The organism is Opitutaceae bacterium TAV5 (genome assembly GCA_000242935.3).
In the GTDB taxonomy this organism is placed as follows: Bacteria; Verrucomicrobiota; Verrucomicrobiia; order Opitutales; family Opitutaceae; genus Geminisphaera.
The window spans coordinates 3,387,199-3,404,561 of record CP007053.1; the positions used below are offsets into that span (position 1 = coordinate 3,387,199).

The 17,363-nt window shown below is 63.5% G+C and carries 15 protein-coding genes; 3 read left to right on the forward strand and 12 right to left on the reverse strand.

Going from position 1 to position 17,363, the window contains the following annotated elements; all coding sequences use genetic code 11:
- Nucleotides 1–68: 68 nt before the first annotated feature.
- The 7 genes from OPIT5_14580 to OPIT5_14610 form a co-directional block, all read right to left on the reverse strand.
- Complete coding sequence (locus OPIT5_14580; protein AHF91257.1) at nt 69–428, reverse strand: AraC family transcriptional regulator; 360 nt, start codon at nt 426–428, stop codon at nt 69–71.
- A gap of 173 nt (nt 429–601) precedes the next feature.
- Nucleotides 602–2,587, reverse strand: a complete 1,986-nt coding sequence (locus tag OPIT5_14585; GenBank protein ID AHF91258.1) for a heparinase — start codon at nt 2,585–2,587, stop codon at nt 602–604.
- Nucleotides 2,588–2,707: 120 nt separating this feature from the next.
- Nucleotides 2,708–2,833 carry a hypothetical protein gene (locus OPIT5_14590; protein ID AHF94400.1) on the reverse strand — a complete coding sequence of 42 codons (126 nt, stop codon included), beginning with the start codon at nt 2,831–2,833 and terminating at the stop codon, nt 2,708–2,710.
- A gap of 10 nt (nt 2,834–2,843) precedes the next feature.
- Nucleotides 2,844–4,739, reverse strand: a complete 1,896-nt coding sequence (locus OPIT5_14595) for a hypothetical protein (GenBank protein ID AHF91259.1) — start codon at nt 4,737–4,739, stop codon at nt 2,844–2,846.
- Between the two features lie 50 nt (nt 4,740–4,789).
- Complete coding sequence (locus OPIT5_14600) at nt 4,790–5,497, reverse strand: N-terminal cleavage protein (GenBank protein AHF91260.1); 708 nt, start codon at nt 5,495–5,497, stop codon at nt 4,790–4,792.
- 55 nt (nt 5,498–5,552) lie between these two features.
- A complete protein-coding gene (locus OPIT5_14605; protein ID AHF91261.1) occupies nt 5,553–6,257 on the reverse strand; it encodes an N-terminal cleavage protein in 705 nt (234 codons plus the stop codon).
- A gap of 73 nt (nt 6,258–6,330) precedes the next feature.
- The gene (locus OPIT5_14610; protein AHF91262.1) at nt 6,331–7,134 is read right to left on the reverse strand and encodes an anchor protein; all 804 of its coding nucleotides are present in this window, start codon (nt 7,132–7,134) and stop codon (nt 6,331–6,333) included.
- 193 nt (nt 7,135–7,327) lie between these two features.
- Here OPIT5_14610 and OPIT5_14615 point away from each other — a divergent pair, with 193 nt between their 5' ends.
- The gene (locus OPIT5_14615; GenBank protein ID AHF91263.1) at nt 7,328–8,386 is read left to right on the forward strand and encodes a LacI family transcriptional regulator; all 1,059 of its coding nucleotides are present in this window, start codon (nt 7,328–7,330) and stop codon (nt 8,384–8,386) included.
- A gap of 194 nt (nt 8,387–8,580) precedes the next feature.
- Nucleotides 8,581–9,459, forward strand: coding sequence for an AraC family transcriptional regulator (locus tag OPIT5_14620; protein ID AHF91264.1), 879 nt, complete (start codon nt 8,581–8,583; stop codon nt 9,457–9,459).
- Between the two features lie 27 nt (nt 9,460–9,486).
- Here OPIT5_14620 and OPIT5_14625 read toward each other — a convergent pair whose 3' ends face one another.
- The 5 genes from OPIT5_14625 to OPIT5_14645 all read right to left on the reverse strand — a co-directional run bounded on the left by OPIT5_14625 (nt 9,487) and on the right by OPIT5_14645 (nt 15,775).
- Nucleotides 9,487–10,866 carry a glucose-inhibited division protein A gene (locus tag OPIT5_14625; GenBank protein ID AHF91265.1) on the reverse strand — a complete coding sequence of 460 codons (1,380 nt, stop codon included), beginning with the start codon at nt 10,864–10,866 and terminating at the stop codon, nt 9,487–9,489.
- Between the two features lie 142 nt (nt 10,867–11,008).
- On the reverse strand, nt 11,009–11,698 hold the full coding sequence (locus tag OPIT5_14630) for an ABC transporter (protein AHF91266.1): 690 nt from the start codon (nt 11,696–11,698) through the stop codon (nt 11,009–11,011).
- Between the two features lie 166 nt (nt 11,699–11,864).
- Nucleotides 11,865–13,097 carry an ABC transporter permease gene (locus OPIT5_14635; GenBank protein AHF91267.1) on the reverse strand — a complete coding sequence of 411 codons (1,233 nt, stop codon included), beginning with the start codon at nt 13,095–13,097 and terminating at the stop codon, nt 11,865–11,867.
- 139 nt (nt 13,098–13,236) lie between these two features.
- Nucleotides 13,237–14,727 (reverse strand): lysyl-tRNA synthetase, encoded by a 1,491-nt coding sequence (gene lysS / locus OPIT5_14640; protein ID AHF91268.1) that lies wholly within the window; start codon nt 14,725–14,727, stop codon nt 13,237–13,239.
- 73 nt (nt 14,728–14,800) lie between these two features.
- The gene (locus tag OPIT5_14645) at nt 14,801–15,775 is read right to left on the reverse strand and encodes a LacI family transcriptional regulator (protein AHF91269.1); all 975 of its coding nucleotides are present in this window, start codon (nt 15,773–15,775) and stop codon (nt 14,801–14,803) included.
- A 92-nt stretch (nt 15,776–15,867) separates the two neighbouring features.
- Here OPIT5_14645 and OPIT5_14650 point away from each other — a divergent pair, with 92 nt between their 5' ends.
- On the forward strand, nt 15,868–17,265 hold the full coding sequence (locus OPIT5_14650) for a hypothetical protein (GenBank protein ID AHF91270.1): 1,398 nt from the start codon (nt 15,868–15,870) through the stop codon (nt 17,263–17,265).
- The last annotated feature ends 98 nt before the right edge of the window (nt 17,266–17,363 follow it).

The following is a 17,363-nucleotide window of genomic DNA, read 5'->3' on the forward strand; positions in this document are numbered from 1 at the left end:
GCGGCCGTTGACCAGGTGAACCGGGGAAAGCAGCGTGGCGGGAACCTCTTCCTGGAGGTGCGGGATTATCATCCGGTGGCGGAGTGACGCTCGAGGTCCGGAATCGCCTCTGTATCTGTTTTTCGATGACTGAAACGGTTGCGAAATTCCCGGGGAGAGAGTCCATAATGTTTCCTGAACCATGCGGAAAAATCCGAGGCATGTCCGAAGCCGAGGACGCAGGCGATCTGTTTTAGCGGGAGCGAGCTTTTGACCAGCATTCGCTTGCATGCTTCACGACGACGCAGATCGAGATATTTTTTGGGAGTGAGGAGCATGTCCGCCTGAAACAGGCGCGTGAATTGACTGAGCCCAAGGCCGGCAATTTGTGCCAGATGCCGTTCCCGGAGTTTCGAGGTGAAGGGCTGGTTTTCGAGATAGGAGACCACCTGACAAATCCGTTTGTCTCTTGTTCCGGAGGAGGTTGGTCGCAGGCCATGTCGTGGCAGTACTTTGTCGGGGGACATAGTGGTTTCGCCGATCCGGAGCAGGTCGGTTCCGGGCGCATTCCGGGGGGACTGGCGAGCCGTGCTGCCGGTGCGGTCTGCGTCGCTCGCATGGTTTATGAATCGGGCCGGACGGGCGTGAAGGTGGTCGTGAAGGTGGCTGCCGTTTCGCGGCCGGTTTTCTCGATGTAGAAACCGGCACGCCGGTGCGGGGGACGGTCGGGCGAGGAGCCCTGGTAGAGCGTGAATTCACCGGGCGTCGCCAACTCCACGCGGAGCACGCGGCCGCCTTCGAACTCGACGGTAAATGCCGCGCGGTCGCGGAAGGCGGCGGCGCGGATGTCACGCCAGCAGGTGAAGGGTTCGGGGCGGTCGCGGCGAAAGTCGTCGTCGGTGACGGGAGTGAAGCCGGGCGGCAGGCGCGGCGTGCCATCCAGGTGCAGCGAAAGGCCGAGCCGCGGCGAAGCGGTGACCGCGCTGGAGGAAACGTCGGCCGGACCGGTGAGCGTGATGGTGGTCTCGTCGATGAGGGAATCGGTGGCGGCATCGATGCGCAGGGTGCGGCGGGCGGAGGCGTCGTCGCGATAGTGCGGCTGCTCTGCGGAGACAACGTTGGCGGAGGCGTCGAAGCGGAGGAGCGTTCCGGGATGCCAGGGCTGCTGGCCTTCGCCGTTGACGAGAGGCACGTTGTGGTTGAGGCCGCGTTTGAAGTAGCCGGCGCTCAGCGGCGAACCATACCCGACGGTGCCGGGATCGCGGTTGATGACAAAACCGTCGAACGACGCCGTCCAGTTGAGCGCCTCGGCCTGGGTATGGGAGCGTTCGAGCTGGCCGTAGTGGAAAAACAACTGCCACCGCCCCTGCCTGAGAACGGCGAAGCGGGAGGATTCGAAACTGCGCGAGACGACGTCGGGCACGACCGGCGGGCGCGGCGGGGGAGGCGGCGGATCGACGAGGGTGTCCCAAGTGCGTTCGCGGGAAGCCATTTCGAGACCGAGGGTGGTGGGCAGGACGCGATAGTAGTGACCCATGCGGCCGGCGGGGGCGCGATAGGTGTGGGTGCTGTCGGAGGGGTTGGGAACGGTGCCGTCGGGGAAGCGGAGGAAGAGGGTGGTGAGCATCATGTTTTGCACGATGGCGGCTTCGGTGAGGAGACGGTGGCGGTTGCCGGTGAGACCGGCGAGGGTCAGCAACGGGCGCATGGCCATGAGCACGTAGTCGTTGTAGGCGACGGATTGCTCATACCAGAAGTAGTCGGAGGTGACGCCCCGGAGGAGCTGGTCGCGGAGACCCCAGGGGAGGTCGGCGGCGCGGGTCCACATGGCGTCGTCGTTGTAGAGGAGAGCGACCATGCACTGGGCGGCGCGCAGCCAGACGCCGTGGTTGTGGATGTTCTGGCCGGACTGTTCGAGCATCCGGACTTCGGGGACGAAGAGGCGGTCGAGCCATGCCTGCCGCCGGGCGGGGGCGGCGTACGGGAAAACGAGGCGAGCGGCCTCGACGAAACGGGTGAGCGTGGTGGCGTCCTCAAAGGCGTCCACACCGAGGCGGGCGGGCGATCCGCGCGCGAGGGTGAGGGGCCAGCGGAGGAGATTGTCGGCGTAAAAATCGAGCTGGCCGGCGACCCATCCGGCATAACGTGTGTCACCGGTAAACTGATACAGGTTGGCGGCTTCGACCATCATCTGCGTGTGGCGGTTGCGGAAACGGGTGACCCAGGCGGCAAGGATTTCGGGCGTTGGTTCGACATCGTGGCCGGTGCTGCTGTGCAGTTTTGCGACCGAGGCCCCGGGGGAATCGGAGACGGGCTCGCCGGGGACGTCTTCGGTCCAGATGAGGAAGGAGCCGTCGGCGGGACTGACGAAATCGTGGCTGCCGCCGGGAATCCACTCCGGGCGGTCGCGATGGCGAGCCATCCAGGCGTCAACCGCGACGCGTTTTTCGTCGATCCATTGCTGCCATTCGGGATCGGCGGCGACACGCTGGCGGGCGCCTTGCCAGTCCTCGACGGGAACGCGGAAGGGCGTGCCTTCGGGCTGGAACAGTTTGATGCCGGATCCGGCGTTGGTTTCGAGCGGGGTCGCTTTGGGGAAGGGCGGCAGGTTGGTGGGCCGGGCATAGGCGGCGAGGCGGGCGGGAGCCAGTGCGGCGAAGGCGGCGAGGCCGACTGCGAGACCGCGGGCGAGCAGCAGGGAGGGGATGGAAAAAAAGGGGCGCATGATTCAAAAGGGCGGCACAAGCGTCTCGCCCGCCTGTCGTCCGGCGAAGGCGGCGGGGAGCCCGGACGGGAAAACGAAAAGCGGAAGCGGGCGTGGCATCCGGAGAGGCAGGAACCGCAGGCATTTCATGGGCGGGCGTTCAGAAACGCAGGCTGTAGTCGAGCTTGTCGGCGGCGGCGAGCTGTACGCAGACGATACGACGCCCGGGCAGCGAGCAGGGCGCTTCGGTGAGCGAGGGCGCCTGCGTGGCGCCCTGGAAGGAGAGCGTGATCCGGGGGCCGGACGGGCCGCGTACGGTGACGGTGTGATCCTCGACAGAAACGGTTTCGTCCTTTGCGACGACGAAGGGAAATTTTTCGGAGAACGGACCGGCAAAGCGGACGGCGACCGTGATGGCATCGTCGGCGAATTTGACGGTTTTGTCACCGGTGGGTCTGGCGTTGCGGGGAAACGCGAGCTTGTAGCGGAGAACAAGGTCGCCATCGGGCAGGTCGGCGGCGGCGGGAAGCGGGGACGGTATCCTGTTTTTGGAGATGGTGACGACGGGGCGGAAGGTGCGCGAGTCGATGGCGATGGGGGCTCCGGGACCGTAGGTGCCCCAGACGAGCCCGTCGACGCGACTCTGGCCGGCGAGGATAACGCCGGTGTCGGGCCGCCAGAGAAGGGTGAGGCCGTAGCGTTGCTGTTTCGTCGTGGCCTGGCCGCTGGCGAAGGCGGCGTAGTAGGCGGGACGGCGAAGGTAGAGAAAATCGGCGCCGCCGTTGCCGGGCCGGTCGTCGTGGCGGGCGTGGTTGAAACGATCACGCGCGAGCCAGGGGAGCGTCGCGAGAGCGGCGTCGCGTTCGGCATCGGTCGGGTAATACGCCGGAGAGCGGCGATCCTGAAACAGATAGGGGATAAAGGCGGTGCGGTTGCCGACCTTGAGCGGGGCGACACCGGGCCAGTCTTTGGCGAGGCGGGTGCGTTCGGCGGCGATAGTGGCGGCGCGGGTTTCGCGGGTGAGGGAGAGGGCACGGGCGACGGGGACGTGTTCGGCCATCGGCGTTTCGAGATGGCGGACAAGCGGGTGCTGCTGGCGCGTTTCGATGGCGTGGTTGACGGCAAACCAGTCGGCGCCGGGTTGAAGGACGATGTTCCACGAGAGCCAGTCGAACCACTTTTTTTCCGTGGCAATGAAGGTGGCGGCGCGTGGAGTGTCGCGGACGTAGGGCCAGACGCCGCGGATGTTGGTTTCATGCGTGCCGAGGGTGTAGCCGAAGTCGGGACCCTGGCGTTCGTAAAAAAAACCGGCGGGGCTCTGGAAATCGGGGATGCTCTGCGCGAGGCGTTTTTCCCAGAGTGCGCGGATTTCGGTATCGTCGGGATGAAGGTGGAGCCACGCGAGGCCACCGGGCCAGAGGTTGCCGTACTGGTTGGTGCAGGTGGCGCCGAATTCGTAGAGTTCGTCGATGGTGAGGGCGGCGACGAGGGCCTTGCGCCAGGTGGCGTGGGCGCGGGCGAGAACGCCGGGGTCGATGGTGACGGGAGAGGCGGTTTTGGCGGCGGCGTCGAGGAGTTCGAGTGTTTCGCCCAGAAATTTGGTCATGAAGGCGGTGGCGGCGAGATTCCACTTTTGGGGCGCGAATTCGGAAAAACGTCCGTCGTCGTTCTGGATACGGGCGATGTAATCAAGTGCGGCCTCGAGGCGGACACAAACGGCAGGGTGGCCGCGGTAGGGATTCCAGGCGCGGTCGGCGGTGTAAAACCAGGCGAGTGCGATAATGTTTTCCTGGATACGGGCGTTGTACGGCCGATTGTCGCCGGAACTGCGCCAGACGGCGATCTTGATGAAGCCGCGATCGGGACCGTCCTCGACGACGGCATTGGCCACCTGCGTGAAATGCGCAAGCGGAGTGACGAGCTCGAGATCATCGGCGCTGAAATCGGAAGGGGCAATTTTTGTGAAATCGACTGGCGGGACGACAGGCCAGGTGGCCGCGACAAGAGCGGCAGAGGCGGCACAAAAAAGCAGGACAATGCGAAGAAGCCTGGGCATGGAAACAAATGAAGTAAGGTGAATAAAAGAGCGTGTACACTGCTGGAAACTTATTGGCCTTTTGGGATGGGCCAGCGGTAGTTACCACCAGTCGTGAATCCCTGTGTCTTGTCGTAGAGGACCCATTTGACGGAGCCGTCTGCGTAGCCTGCGTTCATACCGGTGGGGCGAACGCCTTTCTTCCGATCAACGTCATGCCCAAGATTCCCGGCAGATATCATGTAGGTAAGACAACCCCACATCGCGTATTCCAAGGGAGGATTATTGAGATTCTCGAAGCGCATGGCTTTTGCTTTTGGAGGCAAGCTCCCTGAGCCTTCCTTTCGGTTGAAATACTGGTAACTCATATATTGCGAGGTGGAGTTGCTTGCCCGCAGCTTTTCGGGGTTGTAAGAGTCATCCCTGGCGATGGCTCCAGGACAGTAAAGCGCATGAAAACGATCACCAAGATAGGGCCGCAAACAACGATCGTAGGCATTGGGATCCATCTGGTTTGGAACACCATCAAAGTTTGGCGCAGCGTCGGTGCCATAAGGGTAAGGTGGCCTGCCGCGATTTTCGTTACCGTAGGTGATGCTCGCAATGACGAGCTGGCGAACCTTGACAGTGCATTGAGCTCGACGCGCGCTTTCGCGGACTTTGCTGACTGTCGGGATGATAATCGCCGCTAAAATGCCAATGATGGCGATAACGGTGAGCAACTCGATCAGCGTGAAGCCGTGTGCGTTGCGAGGGGCGGGGTGTGTTTGCGGGTGCATTGGTATTTTGGGTGGATTGATCGAAAACGCGGGGACCGAAGAGGGGCGGGGGGAGTCAGAGAAGATCCCAGAGGTCGTTGTTGGTGGTAAAAGGTGTGTCGGGTTTTTCCGAAGTGACGTGGCCGTCGAGCCAGAGAACGTTGCAGGTTTGGCCTGGGTGACGGAAGTCCATGATGCCAGTTTCTCCGGGAAGCGTGGTCTTCCATTTCCCATAAGAAGGCTGGCGGACAAACACACGCCATTTGTCGGCGGGAGCCCGGTAGTTATCGGTCATACGCACGGTTCTGGAGGGAGTGGCAACGGCGTTCATTTTGAGCAAGGGGCGCGCGATGGAACTGCCGTTGGTGGGAGAAATGAGCACGTTGATGCCGTAACCGAAGGCTTCCGGCCCGGCGCCGAGTCCAGGACAGAGGAACACGGGTACGTCGGTGTAGTTTGCCAGCGGTTCAGTGCCGGTGCGTCCGATATAGGGAGCGAGCAGGGAGGGCCAGTGTTGTGCATTGAAAGGATTGGGCCTGTCTTCCTTGCTGTTGTGGATGGGGAGAATGTCGCCTTTGCGGTCTTCGCTCCACATCGCGGCGGCGACACCGATCTGGCGAAGGTTGGATTTGCATTGCGCGGAGCGCGCCGTCGCGCGGACACGACCAACGGTCGGAATAATGATCGCCGCCAGGATGCCGATGATGGCGATAACGGTGAGCAACTCGATCAGCGTGAAGCCGTGTGCCTTGCGAGGGGCGAGGTGTGTTTGCGGGTGCACTGGTGTTTTGGACGGGTTGATCGAAAACGCGGGGACCGGGGGGGATATCGGGGGCAATGTAGTTGCGCAATCATTACCGGCGCCGGAGGCAGGCGACGGCAAGTCCGGCGATACCTGCAAGGATCACCCATGTGGCAGGTTCGGGGACTGCAGTAACGGTGCCGGTGAGTTCCGTGCCTTTGCCGACGAAATAGGCCATCTGGCTGGAATGCCGCTCTGTTGTTTCGATAAACGCATAGATCCGGAAGGCGACAGAGGTGTCGATGTTCTGGAAATCAGCGAGCGAGGCGAAATCGATCGTCACCGTGCTGAGGGAGACACTGGTACCGCTGCCACTGGCCCCGGCTGCTTTGGCTGACCGTGAGGAGGTCGTATCGGCGATGAGTTCCTGATAACTCTGGAAGTCATCAAAGCTGGCGCGCACAAAGAAATGAACCGTGAAGGCAGCGACAGCGGTCTCGGTGGAGACGGAACCGCGTTGATTGCCGAGCTTCAGGGTCAGTTTGTCGAGGGAGAGCACATCGCTGTTTGTCGGGGTGAGGGAGAATTCGACGTAATCCCCCAGCGTAAGGGCGTCGTCTTTGGACGTGGCTAAGAATCCCACACCGGTAGAATTGGCCGCACGGCTGAAATAACCATTGGTGTTGGAGCCATATCGCCCGTCATCCGCACCGGTGAAATCCCCGGGCGCCAGGGAAGAAACGTCAAGATTGTCAACCGGTGTGGCGGACGACGAGGTGGAGGAACCCGCAAAGTCGAACAACGCCAGCGTTTGCGATTGCGCATGGGCGATTGTGAGCGGGGCGAGGCTGGCGGTGGCGATCAGCAATGAAGCGACTGTGCGCCGAAGCAGTGAGGTGCGGAGGTATGATTTCATAATGTTATGCGGGTGTTACGGGTGACGGGTCAGGGAAAACGGGTTTTTGCCGGGTTGGCAGGTGATGATTGGCAAGGGCGGCTGGGCGGCTGCGCCCCGACGGAATGGAGCTTGCGGGATGGGTTTCAGCATACAAGAACCGGAGCCCGCACACATGTGCGATGCATCGATATTCTCCTTCTCCGCCATGCACATTCCCGCTCTGGACAAACGTGTGACGATTCCCCAAATGGCCCGGCAACTGGGACTTCATCACGCCACGGTGTCGCGGGCATTGCGCAATCACCCAGAGATTGCCGGGGAAACCAAAAGGAGAGTCCGTGAACTGGCCGCGCAGCTCGGTTACCGGCCCGACCCCTACCTGACCGGGCTGGCGGCTTACCGGCAGGCGGGACGGGAGGCGGGATTTGCGGGCACGCTGGCCTGGATCACCAACTGGCCGACGCGCGGCGGATGGCGCGAGAATCCGGTTTTCCCGCAGCACTTCAGGGGCGCCGGGGTCCGGGCGCAGGAGCAGGGCTACCGGCTGGAAGAATTCTGGCTGCGCGAACCGGGGATGGATGCACGACGGGTGCTGCGTATCGCGGAGGCTCGCGGCATCCAGGGGTTGCTGTTTGCCGCACAGTCCCGGCCGCATGTGCGGCTCGACATGGACCTGTCGCGGTTTTCCGCCGTCACGTTTGGTCACACCCTGGAATCTCCGGTTCTGCACGGCGTAACGAATCACCATTACCAGACGATGATCGCGTTGCTGAAACGGCTCCATTCGCTGGGCTACCGGAGACCGGGCATTTTCCGTCTTCAGCCTCTGGAAGACCGCGTCAACCGCGTATGGACGGCGGCGTTCTGGGCCTACGCGTCCGATTACGGACGACGCGGAGATACGATCCCTCCGCTCGTGGTGCCGCGGCTTCGGCGGAATCTCTTTCTCGAGTGGGAGGCGCGCTATCGCCCGGATGTCATCATCGCCTCCAATGTCGAAACGGTGCGCCGGTGGCTGGAGGCGGCGGGTCGGAAAATCCCGGAGGACATCGGCCTGGTGCCGCCCATCATGTCGGACAACGGCGGCGGCTTTTTTTCCGGTATGGATGAAAACGGAGCGGTGATCGGAGCCGCCGCCGTGGATCTGCTCGTGAGCATGATCCATCGCAACGAGCGCGGCGTCCCCGTGCATCCCCAGCGCCTCCTGATCGAGGGCTCCTGCGCCTGGGTGGAGGGACGCAGCGTGAGGAAACTGCAGGCTCATGGATGACATGGGGAAATGGATACGGATACAGGAAAGTGCCTGTCGGTTTCCCAGCATGCCGCAGGCCGGTTTCCGTTGAAGACGTCATGTGACACATTGCTAGCACAAACGTAACCTCCGCTGCATTCCCGCCTCGCCACCGGAACGAGGCCGTGGCAGGTTTCCCGATCGACGTTCCTGATGCCCGTTCCCGACGCAAAATGAAATACCCCGAGACCACGGCCAGCCCCGATATTTTCAGGCAGCAGATCGAACCGTTCTTCGCGGGTCAGGCGACCGGCATCCGGGGCGCGCATCTGGCGGGCGAACCGGGACATCTTCCGGGAGAGGGGCGGATGACCGTGCTCGATGTGCCCAGGCTGAGCCTGTGTATCCGCGGTACGGGGCGCTACCGGGTGCGGCGCGGCAACCGTTTCGTGGAGGTGCGGGTCCGCGCGGGCGAAGTGATTTTCGTCGCGCCGGGATGCGGCATGGAGCCCGTCGATGGGGCGGACTACCTTTCACTCGGTATCGTGTTTCATCCGCAATTCACATTGTTTGCGATCGCGGAAAGGCTGCCCGGCTCGAACAGCGCACCGTGGCAACGTTTCATGAGCACGCATCATTGTCCTCATGTTCCGGATACGGACGGCGCGGCATTTTGCGAGGCGGCCGGCCGGGCGCGTGATCCACGCGTGTTGCGGCGGCTGGCGGAGATCATCCTGCTGGAGGCGGTCGGCTTGCTGGACCGGCCGGAGCAGCAGGTGGCGAGCGCGGGCAAGGGGCGCTTCACCTGGAGGGCGGCGTGCCAGTTTGTGCAGGAACACCTCCAGCATCCGATCACGAGGCAGGACGTGGCGGACTACCTGCACGTTCACCCGAACCACATTTCACGACTTTTTTCCAGATATGGCGACGGGATCAGTTTTAACGATTACGTACTGGAGCAGCGCCTGAGGCGGGCGCGGGTGATCCTGGCCATGCCGGGCATGAACATCTCGGACATCGCCCACGCATGCGGATTTGGCAGTGGCAATTATTTCGCACGGTGCTTTCGCAAAAAATTTGGCCATGCGCCGGGCACCGATCACAGGCGGTGAGCGGAAATACGGGTCACGCGGTCCCTGTCAGGCCGGGGCTCCGCTTTCTGCAGGAAGACCAAGGCGGGTGCGGAGTTCGCAGATAGCGATGTCTGCCGGATCGATGCCTTGTTCCACGGCCAGCGTGGCGCCGAGGCCGGCGGCTTCGCCCATGGCCACGGCGTTGCCGGTGACACGATAGCTGGAATGGGCGATGTGATCGCCGGAAATACAGCGGCCGGCCACTATGAGGTTGTCATGATCGCGGGCGAGCAGGCAGCGCCAGGGAATATCGTAGGGGCGCATGGGAAGGTGGAACAGGCCGCGTCCTTCGGAGGGGTCGGGGTGATGGATGTCCACGTTGAAGCGCACTTCGCAGATGCCGTCGTCGAAACGGCGACCGGTCTGGATATCTTCCGTGGTCAGATAGTAGCGGCCGAGGATGCGGCGGGCTTCGCGCACGCCGACGAAGGGGCCGGTGTCGATCAGGTAGATGTCGCGCCAGTCCTCACCGCCGCGGGTCTTGAGGATGTGGACCAGTTCGCGGATTTCCTTGCGGCCCTGAAACTCGGCGCGGGTCAGATTGCGCGCGTCGATGCCGCTGCCGAAAAGGTGGGTGGCCATGAGCATGAACACGCCGGGCTGGCCGGGCTGCGGGAACAGCGTGACCCGTTCATAGCTGAGCTGGAAGCCGGCGGCGCGGGCGATGCCGAGCATCGGCTGGTGCCGGGCGGCGCCGACGCCGCGGTAGCCGCCGATGCGGCCGTAGAGCGTCATGGGCTGCACCTTGCCGTCGCCCGGGCGGCCATGCTCGAAGGGGCAGCCGGCGCGGGCGCACACATCACCGTCCCCCGTAGTGTCTATTATGATACTGGATTCGATGAATTCGCGGCCGGATTTGCTTTCGGTGAATACGCCGGTGATGCGGTTGCCGTCGTGTGCCACGCCGACGACCTGGGTGCAAAGCTGCACTTCGAGGCGCGGGGCGCATTCCTCGGCCATCTCGTCGAGCAGCCCCTTCATGGCTTCGAGCCCGTAGATGGGCCAGCGAGGCCAGTGGTGCGAGTACTCGACGGCTCCGCGGGATTCGAGACGCGTGCGGATTTCCCGGTTGATACCGGGGCGGTTTTCGGCGTCGAGGATGATCGTGAGAGCGCCGGCAGTCCAGACACCGCCGAGGAAGGGGTGGCGTTCGAGGAGCAGCACGCTGGCTCCGGCGCGGGCGGCAGTGAAGGCGGCGGCGATGCCGGCGGGGCCGCCTCCGCAAACCAGGATGTCGGTCTTGCGGACGACGGGCACGTCACGCGCAGGTTCGCGGAGGGTGCGGCGGGTGGGAAACGACGTGGAGGCCGTGATCGGGTCGACGGTTTGCATGAAGCGCGAGTAAAGCGCGGTGCACAGGGTCCGGCAAAGGAGCGCTCGGAACATTTTGGTCACAAACGTAACCTCCGGATTCGGGGGGAGGCGGATGGACGCAGGCTTGCCGCTGCCACTTCATCGTGAAAGCGGGACCGGGGCGTTCAACGCTGTTCGTCGATGTTAACCGGCTACCGGCTTCGACAAACAGTGCTTACATGAAACGCCCTTCGTGGAGGAAGAGGGCGCGGCGGCAGCGGGCGGCGTGGGCGGGGTTGTGGGTGACGAGGACGAGGGCGGTCTGCGTTTCGTCGCAGAGGCCGAGAAGGAGGTCGATGACGGCGTCGCCGGTCTTTTCGTCGAGGTTGCCCGTGGGTTCGTCGGCGAGGATCAGGGCCGGGCGGTTCATGAGGGCGCGGGCGATGGCCACGCGCTGGCGTTCGCCGCCGGAAAGCTGGCCGGGCAGGTGATGGGCGCGGCCGGCGAGGCCGACCTTGGCGAGGAGTTCGTCGGCGCGCGCGCGGTCGGCGGCGGCGGGCGAGCCGAGCATGCGGGCGGCCATGAGGACGTTGGCGCGGGCGTCGAGTTCGGGGATGAGGTAAAAGGACTGGAACACGATGCCGAGGAAACGGGCGCGGCGGGTGGCGGCGGTGGCCGGGGAAAGGGGCGGGGGAAAGACGGTGTCGCCCTGCCAGACGAGGGCGCCGGCGTCGGGCGTGTCGAGAGCGGCAAGGAGATTGAGGAGCGTGGATTTGCCGGAGCCGGATTCGCCGCGGATGGAGAGCGTCTCGCTGGCGACGACGGAGAGATCCACGCCGTGCAGGACGGGCAGGCGGGTGGTCCCGCTGAGGTAGGATTTTTCGAGCGCGGTGGCGGCGAGAATGGGCGTGGCAGGGGAGGTCATCGCAGCCTATTGTTTCAGAGTCGTAAAATTAACCACAGAGACACGGAGACACAGAGGCTCAAGCCACGGAGATGAAAGAAGGTTGTAGTTGTTTTTCATGACGACTGGCTGGAGGTTTTTTCTGTGCATTCTCTGTGCCTTTGTGTCTTTGTGGTTAGATTTTGCTTCATTCGCTGCGGAGGGCGTCGACGGGCTTGAGACGGGCGGCGCGCCAGGCGGGGAGGAGGCCGGCGAGGAGCGAGATGAGGATCGTGCCGGTGACGATCATCAGATAGTCGGAGAGGAGCAGGTGCGAGGGGAGTTTGTTGAACTGGTAGGCGTTGAGCAGGGCCTGTTCGCCGCCGGTGATTTTTGTGAGAAAACTGACGATGTCGTTACGGTAGTGGAGCGCGGTGAAGCCGAGGAGGTTGCCGGCGAGCGTTCCGGCCACGCCGATGACGAGACCTTGCAGGCAGAAGCAGAGCGCCACCTGGCCGGGGCGCGCGCCGAGGGCGCCGAGGAGGCCGATCTCGCGGGTTTTGCGGACGACCGTGGTGAGGAGCGAGCAGGCGATGGAAAAACTGGCCACCAGCACGATGAACAGGAGCAGGAAAAAGATCATGCTCTTCTCCATTTGCAGGACGAAGAGAAAGTCGTCGTTGCTCTCCATCCAGGTGGCGGCGCGCTGGTCGAAGGGAAGCGTGGCATTGATGGCTTGCGCGACGTCAAAGGGCTCGGCACCGGGGGCGATTTTTATGTTGATGCCGTGCACGGCGGAGCCGAGGCCGTAGAGATCCTGCATGAGCCGGAGCGTCACGAGGACGATGCTGCTGTCGAGCTGCTGGTGGCCGATCTCGAAAATGCCGACGACGCGGAGTTCGCGGGGCATGAAGACTTCGTCCTGCTTGAGCTTTTCGAGGAGAAGCGGGGAGTAGACCTCGACCTTGCTGCCGAGGTGCGCGCCCAGGGTGCGGGCGAGCTGGGAGCTGAGGATAATGGAGTCGTCGTCGAGGTCGTCGAAGGAACCGGCGCGGAGAAATTTTCTCAAGGGGGTGACGGTTTCGACGTTGTCGAGGTCGACACCCTGGATGGCGGGGAAGGTGGGACGGCCTTCGCACTCGAGCATGACCATGCCCTGTGCGAACGGCGTGGCGGCGGCGACGCCGGGCACGCGCAGGAGGTTTTCGATGGCGCCGGCCGGATCGGCGATCGCGTTGCGGGCGCGGACCTGCACTTCGCCCTGGGTGTCGATGACCATCTTGCGGATTTCATAGCCGAAACCGCCCATGACCGACATCGAGATGATGAGGATCGTGACGCCGAGCGCCACGCCGAGGATCGAGATCAGCGTGAAGAACGGCGGCACCTTGCGCCCGCCGGGGAAGAGTTGCTTGAGCGCAAGGTAGATAGGCCAGGACATGGGAATTAATTAATAATCAAGAATTGAAAATTAAGAATGGGGTGGCGAAGCGAGATCCGGGCCGGGCGGATTTGGCATGCGCGTCGGAGGGCTCGTGTTTTTTTCAATTTTTTAATTCTTAATTATTAATTCTTAATTATTAATTTCCCGCAGTTGCGCCCCCCGGGCGCAACTGCGGGAACAGGATCACGTCGCGGATGCTTTCGGCTCCGGTGAGGAGGATGCAGAGGCGGTCGATACCGATGCCCATGCCGCCGGCGGGCGGCATGCCGTGTTCGAGCGCGAGGAGAAAATCGGTATCGATTTTCTGGATATCCTCGCCGGCCTGCGCCTCGAACATCTGGCGCTGCACGTCGGGATCGTTCTGCTCGGAGTAGGCGGGCGCGATTTCCATGCCGCCGATGGTGAGCTCGAACACGTCGATGACGGACGGGTCCTCGAGGTTGAGTTTGGCGAGCGGGCAAAGCTCCTTCGGCAGGTGGGTGACGAAGGTGGGCTGGATGAGCGTGGGCTCGATTTTCTTGGAAAAGATTTCGTTGGTGATCTCGTAGTCTTCCCACTTCGGGTCGGCGTAGAGGCCGAGCTTTTGCGCGCCGGCGATTTTTTGTTCCTTGCTGCGGCTGAACCAGTCGGGGTCGCCGGTGGCTTCGCGGATGAGGTCCTTGTAGCGGACTTCGCGCCACTCGCCGGCAAAGTGGATCGTTTCGCCGCTGGCGGCGTGCTTGATCTCGAAGGTGCCGAGGACGTCGCGGCAGAGCGACTGGAACAGGTCGCGGACGAGTGTCATCATGCCGCGGTAGTCGCTGTAGGCCTGATACACCTCGAGCATGGTGAACTCGGGATTGTGGCGGCGGGAGACGCCTTCGTTGCGGAAGTTGCGACCGATTTCAAAGACGCGGTCGAAACCGCCGACGAGCATGCGCTTCAGGTAAAGTTCGAGCGAGATGCGGAGCACGAAATCGACGCCGAGCGCGTTGTGGTGCGTCTCGAAAGGACGCGCGGCGGCGCCGCCGGCCACGTTCTGGAGGACGGGTGTCTCGACTTCGAGGAAGTCGCGGTCTTCGAGGAAGCGGCGGATGTGCGTGACGATTTTCGAGCGGAGCTGGAGCCGGGCGCGCGACTCGGGGTTGACGATCAGGTCGAGGTAGCGCTGGCGGTAAACCTGCTCGGGATCGCTGAGGCCGTGCCACTTTTCGGGGAGCGGGCGGAGGGCCTTGCTGACGAGCGTGTAGCTGTCGGCGCGAACGGTGATCTCGCCGGTCTTTGTCTTGAAGAGCGTGCCCCTGGCGCCGATAAAATCACCGAGGTCGAGCTTCTTGAACTCGGCGTAGGCGGCCTCGCCGATGACGTCGCGGCGGACGTAGAGCTGGATCTGGCCCTGCTGGTCGAGGATCTTGACAAAGGCGCTGCCGCCCTGGACGCGGATGGTGACGAGGCGGCCGGCGACGGCGACAGGGACGGTGTTGTCCTCGCCGTCAACGTAGGCCTTGAGCGCTTCGGCGGAGAAGTGGGTGGGCTCGAAATGGGCGCGGAACGGGTCCTGGCCGGCAGCGCGCAGGTCGGCGAGTTTCTGGCGGCGAACGGCGTGCTGGTCGTGGGAGATGTCTTCGTGCTGAGGTGCTTCGCTCATGGAAGGGAAGAGCGTTGCCGGGAGGGCGGAGGGGAGCAAACGGATTTTGCGAGGAGGACCGAACGGGAAAATTTCAGCCGGAATCCTCCGCCGGGTCGATCCATGTTCCCCGGAGCGATACGCGCTGGGGTGCGGCCGGCAGGCCGAATTCACGGCGGAGCACGGCGGGATGAAGCAGACGGACGCCATGACGGCCGATTTCGGCAGGCTGCAAGGCATAGTACGGGAACGAATGAAGGGCCGCCCCGCCGCTGTTGAGGAATGCGGCAGCAAGGCCCCGCGTCCGCAGAACTTTCGCAATTTCCGGATGAATCGTCAGCACGCCGTCGATGCGATGACGGCGCAGCCAGGCTTGCAGGCGCGACGGGTCGCCCCGTGCCCCGTCCGGGCAGATGAGCGGGGCGTGGCGCGGGAGGACGGCGGCGGCGTAGCCTCCCAGCCATGTCCCGCCGGTTCGCGATTCCAGATGGGGATCGACCACCAGCCCGAGCCGGCGGCAACCGTTGGCGAAGAGGCGTTCGCAACCGGAAAACGCGCCGTGAAAATAGTCCATTGCCACGGCATGAAGCGCCGGACGGTGCGTGAGCGCGCCGAGAGAGACCGCGGCGAATTCGGGCCAGGCCCAGCCGGTGAATTCCTGCGGGTGCTCCGAGGGGCCGAAGAGCAGCCCGCGCACCCCGCGATGAAAGAGAACGCGGCCGAGGCGGCGCTGCGCGGCGGGGGAGGGGGGGAGGGGGACCTGTTCGCAGGCGTAGCCGTCGAGGGCGGCTTCCTCACGTGCGCCGGCCCAGACGTCGCGGGTGAAGGCCGTGCCGTCGCAGTCGATGAACACGAGGGTGCTGCCGCGCGCCGCGCCACCTCCGCGCTGGCGATAGGCGGCGAGGGCAGAGAGCGCGGGATCGGGGCGGTAACCGAGACGGGCGATGACGTCGCGAACCTGTTGCGCGGTGGCGAGGCGGACGGCCCTGGAGCCGCGCACGACGCGGGAAACGGTCATATGGCTGACCCCGGCCTCGCGGGCGACGTCGTGGAGGGTGGGCGGTTTCATGGATAGGTGAAGCTCCGGACTACGGGCGAATGTTAACGTGAACATTTTCGGCGGCTTCTCAAGCCTTGCGTGGCCGGACAGGCTGGCGGGCGATGAACTCCACGGCCTCTTCTTCTTTTCCTCCGAATTTCTCCGGCGTTGTCCCTTCGCTGGCCCAAATCGCCGATTACGGTCCGCCGCGCAGCGAGGTAGGGATCGGCTGCCTCATGCCGTGGCAGGGCAAGCTCTATGTGCTCAACTACGTGTCGCACCGCAAGCAGACCGGCACCGGCACGGGGCTCAACATCATCGATGGCGATTTCAGGATGACGCGCTCGCCGGCCGCGGTCGATGGCACTTACGCGAACCGCTTCGTGCATCACGAATCGGGCCAGTTGATCATCGGTCCCCATCTGGTGGATACAAAGCACAACGTGCGCACGGTCCCGGCGCTGACCGAGGTGCGCCTGTGCGGCACGGCGCGGCATCTCACCGATCCGAAGAACCTCGTTTACATGCTGGGCATGGAGGGCGAACTCTTCGAGCTCAACGTGCACACGCTGGAGACTCGCCACCTTTTCGATCTCCAGAAAGAGCTGAAAACGCCGGGCGAGGGGAGTTGCCATTTCAAGGACTGCTTCTGCAAGGAAGGGCGTCTGGTGGTGGTGAACAACGACTACAGCGAGGCGGAGTTTCTGGGGAAGCGGCGCGAGGGCACGCTGGCCGAGTACGACGGCCGGACATGGACGATCATCGAAAACAAGCCGTTCGTCGCGGTGAACGGGCTGGGTCACTTCGGAAACACGATTTTCGCTTCGGGCTGGGATCGCGCATCGGCGTTGCTCAAGGTGTTCACGAAGGCGGACGGGATGTGGCGCACGTACCGGCTGCCCAAGGCGTCGCATTGTTTTGACCACAAGTGGCAGACCGAATGGCCGCGTATCCGCGCCACCGAACACGAGCGTCTGCTGATGGATCACCACGGCATGTTTTACGAACTCTCGCCCTGGGCCTACGGCAACCGCGTGTGGGGCATCCGTCCGATTTCGACGCACTTGTGGGTGCATGGGGATTTTTGTTCGTGGAAGGGCATGCTCGTGATCGGCGCGGACAACGCGAGTCACGAGAGCGGCGGCAATCTGCAATGCGCCGAGCCGCAGTCGGGCCTGTGGTTCGGGCGCACCGACGATCTCTGGAAACTTGGCAAGCCGAAGGGGTGGGGAGGTCCGTGGTGGGAGGATGCGGTCGAGGCGGGCGCGCCGTCCGATCCGTATCTGATGACGGGCTTCGACAAGAAAGTCCTGCACCTGAGCCACGATGCGGACGCCGCGGTGACGTTTACCGTGGAAGTGGATTTCCTCGGCTGCGGCGAATGGAAAACGTATCAGCGAATCGAGGTTCCCGCGAAGGGCTACGTGCCCCACGTGTTTGCCGACGGCTTCAGCGCCCACTGGGTCCGCGTGACCGCAGGCGCCGCGTGCAAGGCGACGGCGCAGCTTCATTACACATAATGAAAAGATAGCGGCGTGTGGCGGGAGGCGCGGAGGGGGGATCGATGGGAGTGTGAGTGGGCGTGGATAAAAGAGGACGGTGGACGGAATTTACCGGT